Origin of the sequence: Spiroplasma endosymbiont of Melanargia galathea, from assembly GCF_964031075.1 — a bacterium.
Classification (GTDB): Bacteria; Bacillota_I; Bacilli_A; order Mycoplasmatales; family Mycoplasmataceae; genus Spiroplasma_A; species Spiroplasma_A apis.
This window is the reverse complement of sequence record NZ_OZ035000.1, coordinates 1,100,455-1,114,390: the sequence shown is the minus strand read 5'-3', so window position 1 is coordinate 1,114,390 and position 13,936 is coordinate 1,100,455. Positions and strand designations below refer to the sequence as shown.

At 32.1% G+C, this 13,936-nt stretch carries 12 protein-coding genes and 1 pseudogene; 11 read left to right on the top strand and 2 right to left on the bottom strand.

Annotation, left to right across the window (positions count from 1 at the left end; genetic code table 4):
* Positions 1–81: 81 nt before the first annotated feature.
* The 8 genes and pseudogenes from AAHM92_RS05055 (at position 82) to pepF (ending at position 9,221) form a co-directional block, all read left to right on the top strand.
* Entirely contained in the window at positions 82–840 is a 759-nt protein-coding gene (locus AAHM92_RS05055) for a hypothetical protein (RefSeq protein ID WP_500222376.1), read from the top strand.
* 86 nt (positions 841–926) lie between these two features.
* Positions 927–1,346 (top strand): 30S ribosomal protein S12, encoded by a 420-nt coding sequence (gene rpsL, locus AAHM92_RS05050; protein ID WP_023790233.1) that lies wholly within the window; start codon positions 927–929, stop codon positions 1,344–1,346.
* Between the two features lie 42 nt (positions 1,347–1,388).
* Positions 1,389–1,849: pseudogene (gene rpsG, locus AAHM92_RS05045) on the top strand (30S ribosomal protein S7).
* A gap of 23 nt (positions 1,850–1,872) precedes the next feature.
* Positions 1,873–3,942, top strand: coding sequence for an elongation factor G (fusA, locus tag AAHM92_RS05040; RefSeq protein WP_500222374.1), 2,070 nt, complete (start codon positions 1,873–1,875; stop codon positions 3,940–3,942).
* Between the two features lie 107 nt (positions 3,943–4,049).
* On the top strand, positions 4,050–5,237 hold the full coding sequence (gene tuf, locus AAHM92_RS05035; protein ID WP_023790227.1) for an elongation factor Tu: 1,188 nt from the start codon (positions 4,050–4,052) through the stop codon (positions 5,235–5,237).
* 148 nt (positions 5,238–5,385) lie between these two features.
* The gene (locus AAHM92_RS05030; protein WP_500222373.1) at positions 5,386–5,979 is read left to right on the top strand and encodes a GIY-YIG nuclease family protein; all 594 of its coding nucleotides are present in this window, start codon (positions 5,386–5,388) and stop codon (positions 5,977–5,979) included.
* A gap of 72 nt (positions 5,980–6,051) precedes the next feature.
* Positions 6,052–7,392 carry a M17 family metallopeptidase gene (locus AAHM92_RS05025; protein ID WP_500223129.1) on the top strand — a complete coding sequence of 447 codons (1,341 nt, stop codon included), beginning with the start codon at positions 6,052–6,054 and terminating at the stop codon, positions 7,390–7,392.
* A gap of 41 nt (positions 7,393–7,433) precedes the next feature.
* Entirely contained in the window at positions 7,434–9,221 is a 1,788-nt protein-coding gene (pepF, locus tag AAHM92_RS05020; RefSeq protein WP_500222371.1) for an oligoendopeptidase F, read from the top strand.
* 34 nt (positions 9,222–9,255) lie between these two features.
* Here the strand turns inward: pepF and AAHM92_RS05015 are convergent, their stop codons facing one another.
* Together AAHM92_RS05015 and AAHM92_RS05010 are read right to left on the bottom strand one after the other, a co-directional pair.
* Positions 9,256–9,687, bottom strand: a complete 432-nt coding sequence (locus tag AAHM92_RS05015; RefSeq protein ID WP_500222370.1) for a peroxiredoxin — start codon at positions 9,685–9,687, stop codon at positions 9,256–9,258.
* A 52-nt stretch (positions 9,688–9,739) separates the two neighbouring features.
* On the bottom strand, positions 9,740–10,615 hold the full coding sequence (locus AAHM92_RS05010) for a Cof-type HAD-IIB family hydrolase (RefSeq protein WP_023790217.1): 876 nt from the start codon (positions 10,613–10,615) through the stop codon (positions 9,740–9,742).
* 151 nt (positions 10,616–10,766) lie between these two features.
* Between AAHM92_RS05010 and lplA the strand changes: the two genes are divergently transcribed.
* From lplA to AAHM92_RS04995, 3 genes are read left to right on the top strand one after another with little or no spacing between them, the layout of a single operon-like run.
* On the top strand, positions 10,767–11,762 hold the full coding sequence (lplA, locus tag AAHM92_RS05005; RefSeq protein WP_500222369.1) for a lipoate--protein ligase: 996 nt from the start codon (positions 10,767–10,769) through the stop codon (positions 11,760–11,762).
* 10 nt (positions 11,763–11,772) lie between these two features.
* Positions 11,773–12,882 carry a pyruvate dehydrogenase (acetyl-transferring) E1 component subunit alpha gene (gene pdhA, locus AAHM92_RS05000; protein WP_500222367.1) on the top strand — a complete coding sequence of 370 codons (1,110 nt, stop codon included), beginning with the start codon at positions 11,773–11,775 and terminating at the stop codon, positions 12,880–12,882.
* Entirely contained in the window at positions 12,882–13,871 is a 990-nt protein-coding gene (locus AAHM92_RS04995; protein WP_023790211.1) for an alpha-ketoacid dehydrogenase subunit beta, read from the top strand. The genes pdhA and AAHM92_RS04995 overlap by 1 nt, the downstream gene beginning before the upstream one ends.
* Positions 13,872–13,936 lie beyond the last annotated feature (65 nt).

The following is a 13,936-nucleotide window of genomic DNA, read 5'->3' as shown; positions in this document are numbered from 1 at the left end:
TCACACCATTTTTAACACCTCTTTGTAATTCATTATAATATGAATTTATAGTAATATATAAAGTATAGAAAAGAGATAAAAATGAAAGAAATACACCAAATTAAGTATGAACAAATTATTATTAATCGTGTAAACACAGTTTATCAAAACTTTCGAGAGAATGTTAGAAACGATTTTCTAGTACCTAAAAATATACTTGAGAGCTTTGAAAGCCTACAAACCTTTTCCAAACGAGCGGATATCGAACAGTTTGGTATTGGATTAGATAAAACTTTAAATGATTGGAAAACAATCAATGAGAATTCAGAACAATTAATAATAATTAATCATTTTCTTTCGATATTACAAAATGCTGTAATTGTATTATTATCGATTGATACGAATCTAAAAAATGAAAAGTTAGGCACAAGCATTATAAAGGATAAGGCGGGAGTTGATGTTGTGTTTGCAACCGCTGTTCAAGCAGTTGGTTTTAAATCCAATGAATTATCAGAAAAATATGAAAAACTAGATCTAAAAAAAGACGAGAAAAATCTTTTCAAAAACCTAAACGATCACATCATACATATAACTAATCTGGACTCTCATGGAGCTTTTTCGAAAGTTGTTGAGAATATTTTAGAATTTAATTTAAGATACAACAAAACCTACAAAGAACTATCAATACATAATACTGATGACCTATCTCAAAAAAGAATAGAGTTATTTATGGATTATATGAACACATATTACCTATTTTATTTTCTTTTAGATTTATTACTTCAATACCCTCTTAACGAAGGTATGATGACAAATACACAGTACACTAACTTAATACCAAATATAAATTTATATAATTAACTTTTTATTCATTCTCAACAATTTTAATATATAATATATTTTGTGTGTTAACAATACACTCGGTATTGTGGAAAGGAGGAAACTAAATGGCAACAATTAATCAATTAGTTAGAAAACCCAGAAAACCTAAAACTTTTAAAACTAAGGCACCAGCTTTAAATAGAGGTATTAATACACTTCTTAAAAAAGTAACTAGAATCTCATCGCCTCAAAAAAGAGGTGTTTGTACAAGGGTTGCTACAATGACACCTAAAAAACCTAACTCAGCCCTACGTAAATATGCTAGGGTAAGATTAACAAACGGTATGGAAGTTACCGCTTATATACCTGGTGAAGGTCACAATTTACAAGAACACAGTGTTGTTTTAATACGTGGTGGTAGAGTAAAAGACTTACCGGGGGTTCGTTACCATATAATTCGTGGTACACTTGATACAACCGGTGTTAATGGTAGAATGCAATCTCGTTCTTTATATGGTACAAAAAAACCAAAAGCTAAAAAATAAATCGATTAATTAACATTAATTAAATAAGAAAGGAGTGAATTTATGCGTAAACATCAAGCTGAAAAAAGGGATGTTCTTCCTGATCCAGTTTATAATTCAAAATTAGTTACTAAGGCAGTTAATAAAATCATGTTGGATGGTAAACGTGGGACTGCACAACACATTCTATATAAAGCATTCGAAATTATTAAAGAAAAAACAAACACATTGAAGTATTTAATAAAGCTATAGAAAATATAAAACCTCATTTAGAATTAAAAGTTCGTCGTATTGGGGGAGCAAACTATCAAGTTCCTATTGAAGTTTCTTCTGAAAGAAAAGTTACATTAGCATTAAGATGATTAATTAATTATTCAAGATTAAGAAATGAAAAAGAAATGATAGATAGATTAGCTAATGAAATTATTGATGCATCCAACGGAGTTGGTGGATCAGTAAAAAAACGTGAGGATACTCACAAAATGGCGGAAGCTAACAAAGCATTTGCACATTATCGCTGATAATAGAATAAAAGGAGAGAATAAATATGCCAAGAGAATTTAGTCTAGATAGGACTCGTAATTTTGGAATTATGGCCCATATAGACGCCGGTAAAACCACAACAACAGAACGTATCTTATTTCACACAGGTAAAATTCATAAAATTGGTGAAACACATGAAGGTGAATCACAAATGGATTGAATGGCTCAAGAACAAGAACGTGGAATAACAATTACTTCTGCTGCTACAACTGCTTTTTGAGCAGATCACCGCTTTAACATTATTGATACTCCGGGACACGTTGACTTCACGGTTGAAGTTGAAAGATCTTTGAGAGTCCTTGATGGAGCAGTAGCAGTTTTAGATGGTCAAAGTGGGGTTGAACCCCAAACAGAAACAGTTTGAAGACAAGCAACAACTTACAAAGTACCAAGAATTGTTTTTGTTAACAAAATGGATAAAACAGGAGCTGACTTTCTTTACTCAGTTAAAACAATTGGCGAAAGATTAGGAGCAAAAGCTTCTCCCATTCAATTACCAATTGGGGCTGAAGATCAATTCTCAGGAATCATTGATTTAGTTGAAATGAAGGCGTGAACCTTTGACGGTGCAGCTGACGAAATCGCTAAAGAAATTGAAATTCCTAGTGACTTAAAAGAGTCTGCAGAGGAATTAAGAGCAAACTTAATAGAGGCTGCTGTTGAATATGATGAAGAATTGATGGTTAAGTTCCTTGATGGTGAGGAAATAACCATTCCTGAATTAAAATCAGCAATAAGAAAAGGTGTAATATCTGCTGAGTTTTTCCCAGTGCTTGCTGGGTCTGCATTTAAAAATAAAGGTGTTAAATTACTGCTTGACGCAGTTGTTGATTATTTACCATCACCATTAGATGTTCCTTCAATCAAAGGTACACTTGGAGATGGTTCTGAATCATTTAGACATCCAGATGATGATGAACCATTCTCTGCACTTGCTTTCAAAATCATGACTGATCCTTTTGTTGGTAAGTTAACTTTCTTTAGAGTATATTCAGGTGTACTTTCAAAAGGTAGTTATGTTTTAAATGCTACAAAGGATAAAAAAGAAAGAGTTGGTCGTTTATTGAAAATGCACGCCAACAATAGAGAAGAAATCGAACAAGTATATGCTGGGGATATTGCTGCAGCTGTTGGATTAAAAGATACTACAACAGGTGATACTCTAACAGATGAGAAAAATCCAATAATATTGGAATCAATGATTTTCCCAGAACCTGTTATTCACTTAGCGTTAGAACCAAAAACAAAAGCTGACCAAGAAAAATTAGGTATATCATTAAACAAGTTGTCTGAAGAAGACCCAACTTTTAGAACTTATACAGATGAAGAAACAGGACAAACAATTATCGCGGGTATGGGTGAATTACACCTAGACATCATCGTTGATAGATTGAAACGTGAATTCAAAGTAGATACTAATGTTGGAGCACCACAAGTTTCTTATCGTGAAACAATACGTCAGTCTGCTAGAGTTGAAGGTAAATATGTTAAACAATCTGGTGGACGTGGTCAATATGGTCACGTAGTTATAGAGTTTGAACCTAATCATGACAAAGGTTTTGAATGAGTTGATAAAATCGTTGGGGGTAAAATCTCAAAAGAATATATTAACGCCGCTAGAGTTGGTCTAGAAAACGCATTACAGAATGGTGTAATTGCTGGTTTCCCTATGATAGATGTAAAAGCTACTATCGTTGATGGATCTTACCATGACGTCGACTCTAACGAGATGGCTTATAAAATAGCTTCATCACTTGCTTTGAAGGAAGCTGCTAAAAAAACTAACCCAGTTTTATTAGAACCAATCATGTCAGTTGAAGTAACTGTGCCTGATGAATATTATGGAGACGTTATGGGGAATATTTCTTCAAAACGTGGTTTAATTGAGGGTTCAGAACAAAGAGGAAATGCTCAAACTGTAAAAGCAAAAGTACCATTGTCAGAAATGTTTGGTTATGCAACAGAGTTGAGATCATTCACCCAAGGGCGTGGAAATTATACTATGATGTTTAGTCACTATAACGAAGCCCCAAAAAATATTGCTGAGGAAATTATTAAGAAAAATGGGAAGTAAACTTCTCTATTATATTTATCAAATATAAAACTATTGTATTTTGTATAAAATCAATTAAAATTATTTATGACTTTTTATTATAAAGCCAAAATGAAAGGAATGAAAATATGGCAAAAGAATCATTTGACCGTAGTTTACCCCACGTTAATATTGGGACAATAGGACACGTTGACCACGGTAAAACTACACTAACAGCTGCTATTACTAAAGTATTAGCTTCAAAAGGAGGAGCAGAATTTAAAGATTACGCAAATATCGATAATGCTCCCGAAGAAAGAGAACGTGGTATTACAATTAATACTTCACACGTTGAGTATAAAACAGACAAAAGACACTACGCTCACGTAGACTGTCCAGGACACGCCGATTATGTTAAAAACATGATTACAGGTGCAGCCCAAATGGATGGAGGAATATTAGTTGTTGCGGCAACTGATGGACCAATGCCTCAAACTAGAGAACACATCTTACTTTCAAGACAAGTTGGTGTTCCAGCAATCGTTGTTTTCTTAAATAAATGTGACATGGTTGATGATGAAGAAATGATCGACCTAGTTGAAATGGAAGTAAGAGAATTATTATCTGCTTATGATTTTGATGGAGATGGAGCCCCTGTTATTAGAGGGTCTGCATTGGGAGCATTAAACGGAGACGAAAAATGAGTAGCTAAAGTAGAAGAACTAATGGATGCTGTTGACTCATTTATTCCTACACCTGCTCGTGATACTGAAAAAACATTCTTAATGCCTGTTGAAGATGTGTTCACAATTACTGGTCGTGGTACTGTTGCAACTGGTAGAGTTGAAAGAGGAATCATCAAAGTTAACGAAGAAGTTGAGATTGTAGGATTAGTAGAAACAAGTAAAAAAGTTGTTGTTACTGGATTAGAAATGTTTAGAAAATTATTAGACTTCGCTGAAGCTGGTGATAATGTTGGAGCATTACTAAGAGGTGTTGATAGAAGTAATATCGAACGTGGACAAGTTCTTGCAAAACCAGGAACAATCAAACCACATACTAAGTTGAATGCTTCAGTATATGCACTTACACAAGAAGAAGGTGGACGTCACAAGCCATTCTTCAACAAATATCGTCCGCAATTCTACTTCCGTACTACAGACGTAACTGGTGAAGTACAATTACCTGCAGGAATCGATATGGTTATGCCAGGTGATAATGTTGAACTAATAGTTGAATTAATTAAACCAATCGCTGTTGAGCAAGGAACTAAATTCTCAATCCGTGAAGGTGGAAGAACAATTGGAGCCGGAACAGTAGTTTCAATTATAGAATAAAGTTTAAATGTTTTACAAATGTAAAACATTTTTTTATACAATAATGTCTTTCCTTTTCGAAAATGAGCTTACGCTTGCTAAAACTTAGAAACGCCTACTATTATAAAGTTAAACCGAAATGTTTTGAGCGGAGTGATATTATGTTAATATGAAAGATTTAAAAGTTCAAAAAGAGTTCAAGGCTATTTGAAAAATTAAAGTATCTAGCAACTCTAAATATAAAAATGCTAGTGTGTCATATGTAAACAATGTAGTTAGTGAACTATCTAAAACTAGAATAATATATGACCATAAAGAAGTATTAATAAACAAAGAAAAAACAGCAGGGGTTTATTTGATATATTCTATGAAAAAAGAAAATGTAGTCTTAACATATGTAGGAGAGTCAAAAGATATTTTTAATCGACTTAGAAAACATATTTATAACATAAGAACAAGAAACAAGTTAGCTTCAAGAATCTTAACAAAGGAACCAGACATTAATAATTTAAAATTTTTAATTCTTGAAGAAGTCAATGATATAAATGAACGTTTAAAAAAAGAGACTTATTATATTTATGTGTTTCGCTCAAAGTTCACAAATGTTAATAAAAGTCTAGCTAATAAGAAGATGAGATGTGATTTTGGTCATGGAGTAAAAAGAACTTACCTCACATTTAAAAAAGACATTCCATATTTAGATCTTTACATATACGGTAAATGTCGAAATAAATTATGTACAAATACTTTTTTTATCGGTTAATTAATAATATAACTGAAAAAAAGAGTATAAAAATGCTATTATAAATTTATGATTAAAGAAGGAGAAAAGAATATGGTAACAAATAATCAAAATAATTTTGCAGTTACATTAAAAGCTTGCAATGAAAATAATACAAAGAATGAGCTTATAGTTAAAGAGGCTGGTGTTGGTACTCTAATATCAGAAGAGAAAACAATATATTTATTCATTGGTAAAGGAAATTGTAAATCATCTTTAAGAAAGCATTTAGAAGCATTCATTTCTTCTAACAAATATAATATGAATGTTGACGTTGAATCTTTTTTAGAAATGTTTGAAGTTAAGGAAGAAGCTTTTCAAACTGTTGTAGAAACAATAATGTTTGCTGCTCATGAACAAATAGATTTCAAATCTGAAAAAACAAATAGCAAAAATTATGATTTGAAATTCGACTCAGCTAAGTATGGCGATATTTTTGATAAATCTCAAATCAAACTAGAGTACTTGAACTTTGCTAGAGACCTACAAGATTTACCACCTAATATTGGTACTTCTATTGAAATCGCAAATCGAATTGTAAACAAAGCAAAAGAAATAGAAGGTATAAAAATAACTGTTCTTGATAAAGAAGAAATAGAACAACAAGGTATGGGTCTATTTTTAGGAGTAAATGCAGGAAGTTCAGTGGAACCAAGATTGGTAGTATTAGAATATGTTGGAGATCCTTCAAAAACCAGAACTGCATTAGTAGGTAAAGGTATCACTTTTGATAGTGGTGGATACAACCTAAAACCATCTAACTTCTTAGAAAACATGAAATTTGATATGTCAGGAGCCGCGATAGTGTCATCAACTGTAATGGCATTGGCTAAGGCTAAAGCAAAATGTAATGTGGTTTCAATTGGATTGTTAACTGACAACAGAATCGGGGGGAAAGCAACTCTAACCGAATCAGTTATAACTTCAATGAATGGGCAAACTGTTGAAATCACTAATACTGATGCAGAAGGAAGACTGGTTCTTGCAGATGGAATTACTTATGCAATAAGAAACGAGAAAGCAGAGAAAATTATAACTGTTGCTACATTAACTGGTGCAATCGCAGTAGCACTTGGTAGATGATTTACTGGTGCATTTTCTACAAATGATGAATTTTACTCAGAGTTTGAGAATGCTTCAAAAGTAGCGCAAGAATCTATATGAAGACAACCGCTGATTTGCGAACATTTAAAAGCAATGAAATGTTCAAAAGTAGCTGATTTAGCAAACTCAGAACCAGGACGCGAAGCAGGTTCATCAACTGCGGCAGCTTTCTTAAATTCATTTGCTGAAAAAAAAGCTTATATACATTTAGATATAGCAGCAACTGCGGACATAAACAGACGTGGTAGAGCTCCTATGACTAGAGCAATGTTTGAATTATTAAATAAATAAAAACAAAACACCAGAAGGTGTTTTTTTAAGAGGGGTTTAAAATGAATAGGAATGAAGCACAGAGTAAGCACAAATGAGATTTTAGTGGCATATACGAAAATCATAATAAATGAAAAGAAGACTCAGTCCTACTTAAAAAATATGTGGATGAATTATCTAGCCTTAAAGGTAAGTTAAATGAAGAAAAAAACTTTTTACTTTATTTAGAACTTGATGAAAAAGTTGACAAACTTAACTCTAAATTAGGTTATTATATTAATTTGATAAATGTAGATTCTACAAATAGTGAACTACAAGAACTAAGCAGTCTATATAACAATGCTTTGAATTATTACAATATAAACACAAGTTTTATAAAAAATGAACTTTTATCTTTAGGCGAAGATTTAATAAATAAATGAATCATCAAAAATAAAAAAGAGCACTACTTGTTCAACTTTAAAGAGTTTTTCAGAAATCAAGGTCATATTTTAGAAAAAAGTAAGGAAGAGCTTTTAAGTAAAGTTTCTAGAAGTAGGGAAGCTGTAGCTAATCTCTACGATGTTTTAGCATATGCTGATAAACAAGAAATAAGTATAAATCACGATGGAAGAGATAAGGTTTTAACTACAACCCTTTACTACGATATCCTACAAAACTCTATTCCTAATGATCAAGATGTTCGACAAAAAGCATGAGAATTATATTTTAAAAATATAATTGATAATAAGCACTCTTTTGCAAAAATATATGAATCTATTTTACAAAAACAGTTCGAAGATGTTAAAGTACGTAAGTTTAAATCAGTCTTGGAAATGAATCTCTTTCACGATAATATTAGAGAAAAGACGTATTTAAAATTAATCGAAGTAGGAGAAGCTAACATAAATATTTTTACAAGGTACTTACGACTATTGAAAAAAAGTTTTAAGCTGGATAAGTTTTTTACAACAGATAAAGACTTAAACTTGGTTAGTGGTTATAATAAAACTTTTAATGTTGATGAAGGCTTAGAGATCGTAAAAGAATCATTAAAAGGTTTGGGAGAAGAGTATTTAAATTATCTATCCATTGCTTCTCAAGACTCAAAAATAGATTACTTTGAGAGTTTGAATAAAATGGATGGAGCGTACTCTTCTGGTGGCAATGGACTAGAACCGATTATATTAATGAATTGAGATGATAAAATCAACTCAGTGTTTACATTAGCTCATGAATTAGGTCACTCAGTGCATACGATCTTTGCAGATAGGTATCAACAATACCCGAATACAGACTATCCAATTATTCTTGCTGAAGTCGCTTCTACATTTAATGAGCACTTATTATTTGATTATCTCTTTGAAAACACAGAAACTAAGGAAGATAAGATTTATCTACTTCAACAGAGAATAACAGACTTGATTGCGACTTTTTTCAGACAAATACAATTTGCTGATTTTGAATACTCGGCTCATAGGTTAATTGAGAACTCTGAACCTGTAACAACCGAGACTTTGATGAATTTATTCAAAGAGAAAGAAGATAAGTTTGGTTATGACTTTTTCGATAACAAAGATCGAAATGTTTACAATTGACCGTTTATTTCACATTTCTTCCACTCACCTTTCTATGTTCATAAATATGCTCTAGATATTGTAGCAAGTTATAAACTTTATACAGATTACAAAAAAGGGGATAAAGAAGGTATTCTAAACTTCTTAAAATCAGGTGGGCATAAGGAACCAATGTCAATTTTGAATGACTGCGGGGTCAATTTTGAGCAATTAGACACGTATATACCTTTTTTAGCAGCCATGAATGATTATTTAGATTTGCTAGAAGATCTTTTATTCGCAAACGAAAAATAAATAATAAAAAGGCAGACCGCAGTCTGTCTTTTTATTATTTAATAAATTTTAAAACTTCATCTACGTGTGTTAAGTGATTTACATCTAGAAATTCTTTAACTAACTCGAGATTATTTTTTAAGACATAAGTGTTTCTGCGTGTGTCGAAAGGATTGACGTCTTTTTCGTAAGCACCTATTTCTTTAATTAGTTCTTTATCAATATCTGCAATCAGCGGGTAAGTTATTTCATATTCACAAGAAAATTTATCTTGCTCTTTGTAATCATCTCCACTAACCCCGACGATATTATATCCGAGCTCGGTAAATTCACTTTTTCTTTTTTCGTATTCTTGGACCTCTAAAGTACAATATCCAGTAAAAGCTTTCGGGTAACAAAACATTATTAAACCTTTTTCACCAGTTAATTCAGAAAGTTTTTTTGTAACCCCTGTACTAAGTTTATATTCTTTATCTTGTAGTTTCATTTTCTTCCTCCGTAATAATAGTAAACCGTAATAATTAAAAAACTCATTCAGTTTACACTTCTTCACCTCTTAGCAATTTATCTAAATAATCTCCAACACCACCTTCATCATTTGTTAGTGTTGTTATTCCGTCTGCTACATTCTTTAAATCATCAGAACCGTTTTTCATTGCTACCCCGTAACCTACTTTTTTAATCATTTCGTAGTCGTTCATCTGATCTCCAAAAGCAATTACATCTCTTATGTCAGTATTGTAATATTGTGCTAATATTTCTGAAACAAACCCTTTGTTAGCTAACTTGTTAGTTAGTGTAATCATCGTCATTGATACTTTACTTAAATTACCGTATGCATTACCAGACTGTATTTTGATTGTATTCTTGTACATACTTAGCTGGCGTAATAACTCATCTTTATATTTGTTATCTTTTAAGAATAAAACTACATTCGTTGCTGGACCATCTCATTTATCATAAGGATCTGAAATTAAGTATTCTTCATCTTCATCTTCATCATCTAAATGAAAAAACTTTTCAACAAATTCATTTTTTTCTTTGACAATTGCTTTATCGTAAGACTCTATAAGAATATTTGAAGTACCCTTCATAACTATTGGCATGTTGATAATACTCTTTATTATTTCCTCACTTATAGGTAATACTATTCTTTTAAACTGTCTTTTATACGGGTCGTGGATATGAGCTCCGTCGAAATTCGTTAATAGAGTATTTAATCCCAGTGCTTTGTAAAATTTGATACTTGCTCTATGTGGTCTTCCGGTGATTATACAGACCTTATGCCCATCCTCTTTTGCTTTTGCTAAAACATTAAGAGTTTTTTCGTGTATTTCTTCACCATTGCTTTTTAAAACCGTACCGTCTAAATCAACTAATATCAATCTTTTTTTATTTAAGTGTTGTAATTTCATAATACTTTCCCTCTAGTCATAATTTTGTAAATACTTTACTGGAAATTTTTTGAAAAAAAATTTCATTAAATAGAAATCTCACTAATATCACACATATATTTTATTTTATAGAATATAATTTATCTGTATGAATAATAGATAGGAGCTTATTGTGTATATTTATAAAACGACTTGTGTTGACCCAAGGTATAATCTAGCGATTGAAGAATATCTTACAATGGCAGAAAAGTATGATCAACCCATTTTATTTCTTTGACAGAATGATAATACCATTGTTGTCGGTAGAAATCAAAACTCAGCATGGGAGATAAACTTGCAAAAGGCACAAAATGATGGTGTAACGATAATTAGAAGGAACACCGGTGGTGGTACAGTATTTCACGACTTAGGAAATTTAAATTTTAGTATTATCTACACTGATAAAGATAATAAAGCTGTTTCTCTTTTCTCTGAAATGTTAAAACCAGTAATATCAACTTTGAACGAAATGGGAGCAGCAGCAGAATTCTCAGGAAGAAACGATATCGTTATAAAAGGTAAAAAAATATCAGGGAATGCAATGTGAAAGCATAAAGAGCGTTTTCTACAACATGGAACTATTTTGTTTAACGCAAATTTAGACAAACTTACCAAATATCTAACTGTCGATAGAAGTAAAATTTTATCTAAAAATATTGAATCTATTGCAGCAAGGGTTACTAATGTTAACCAAGAGGTAGAAAACAAGATCGAGATAGATGAGTTTATGAATAGACTAATCGAAACTTATAAAAAAACTGATGATGTGACAGAAATAATCCTTACCAAAGATGATCTTGCTGCTATCGAAGAGATTTTCAAAAAGAAATATTGCAACCCAGATTGAACTTTCTCCAAAAACGAGACATTTTCATATCGTAATAAAAATAGATTTGAAGGAAAAGGCACAGTTGAGGTTCTTCTAGAAGTCAAAAAAGGAGTGATCGAGGACGCTAAAATATATGGGGATTTCTTGGGTTTTGCTGGTACAGAGGAACTTGAGGAAAGGTTGATTGGTACAAAATATAATACAAAAGATTTGGAAAAAGTTTTAGAAGAGTTTGACATTAAAGACATCTTCGGAGAAAACTTTACAAACCAAGATATTCTTGATTTGTTAATTCAATAGGAGGAAAAATATGAAATACTTAGGGAAATTTGACCCAATAAAAAATGAAAGAGTAGAAATTATGGATGCCACAGGTAAAATCGTTAATAAAGATTTGTTACCTGAAATTAGTGATGAAGAACTTGTGGAAGTTTATAAATTAATGAACTTGTCTAGAAGACAAGATGATTTTCAAAATAAAGCACAGAGACAAGGAAGATTATTATCATTTCTTTCTTCAACTGGTCAAGAAGCAAGTGAAATTGGCTATACTTGGCCTTTAATAAAAGGTAAGGATTGATTGGCACCAGGTTATAGAAATAATGCAGCATGATTGAAAATGGGTGTACCCATGAGAAATATAATGCTTTACTGAATGGGAAATGAGTATGGAGCTAAATCTCCTGAGGGAGTTAATTGTTTACCACCAAATATAATTATTGGTTCTCAATTCTCACAAGCTGCAGGAATAGCATTTGCAGAGAAATATAAAAAAACAGGAGGAGTTGTAGTTACTACCACTGGAGATGGTGGAATGAGTGAAGGTGAAACATACGAGGCTATGAACTTTGCTAAATTGCACGAATTACCAGTAATATTTATTTGTGAGAATAATAAATGAGCTATTTCTACTCCTTATGCAAAATCAACAAAAGCAATCAACATTGCGGTTAAAGGTATTGCTACTGGAATACCGTCTATAAAAGTGGATGGTAATGACTTTTTAGCTGTTTATGGTGTTGTAAAAGAAGCTGTTGAGTATGTTCGTGAAGGTAAAGGACCAGTTTTTATCGAATGCGATACTTATAGACTTGGTGCTCATTCTTCTTCTGACAATCCAGATATATATAGACCAAAAGATGAGTTCGAGGCTGCCCAAAAAAGATGTCCTCTAGTTAGAATGAAAGCCTACTTAATTAGTAAAAAAGTTTGAGATGATACAAAAGAAGAGGCTCTTAATCAAGAACAAGATGAATTTATCAGATCTGAGTTTGACTGAGCCGAGGCTAACAAAGAGTACAATTTAGAGGATGTATTTGATTTTGTATATAAAGAAAAAACACCAGACTTGGTGAAACAATATAATGAAGCTAAAAGTTTCTTTGAAAAATTTCCTAAACCTAAAGGAGGACACCACTAATGAAAGTATTAAATAATGTAAAAGCGGTTTCAGATGCATTGGAAACTGCTATGAATAAATGACCAGAAGTCGTGGTTTACGGAGAAGATGTTGGATTTGAAGGTGGAGTCTTTAGATCAACTGAAGGATTGCAAAAAAAATTCGGTGAAGATAGATGTTTTGATGCTCCTATAAGTGAATGTATGTTTGTTGGAGTTGCTATTGGAATGGCATTAAATGGTTTGAAACCAGTCGTTGAGCTTCAATTTGAAGGTCTTGGATGAATGTCTTTACAGAACATATTTGGTCATCTTGGTAGAATGAGAAACAGAACTAGAGGTAAATATCCAGCACCAGTTGTTATCAGAATGCCGATGGGGGGAGGAATTAGAGCGCTTGAGTTACACTCAGAAGCTATGGAAGCTGTTTATGCTCATGTTCCTGGAATTAAAGTTGTTTGTCCATCAACCCCATATGACACAAAAGGTTTGATATTAGCAGCTATCGAATCACCAGATCCTGTTATAGTTTTTGAACCAACTAAATTATATAGAGCATTTAAACAAGAGGTACCAGAAGATTATTACACTGTACCTATTGGCGAAGCCTTCAAGATTCAAGAAGGAAATGATTTAACAGTTGTCACATATGGTGCTCAAACTGTTGATTGTCAAAAAGCTATTGCAGAACTGGAAGCTAAAAATCCAGATGTTACAATCGAATTGATAGACTTAAGAAGTATTCAACCTTGAGATAAAGAAATGGTTATAGAGTCTGTGAAAAAAACAGGAAGATTGGTAGTTGTTCATGAGGCAATACGTTCTTTCTCAGTATCATCAGAAATTATTGCAACTGTGGCAGAAGAATGTTTTGAATATTTAAAAGCACCACTTATGCGTTGTACAGGGTACGATATAATAATACCTTTTGATTCTGGTGAAGGATATCACCAACCAGTACCAAATAAAATCATTTTAAAAATGGAAGAAGCTTTAAACTTCCAATTCTAGAAATTGTAATATTCCATACGGGTATTAAGAAAAAAGGAGAAAATAAATGAAATCTAATAAACATT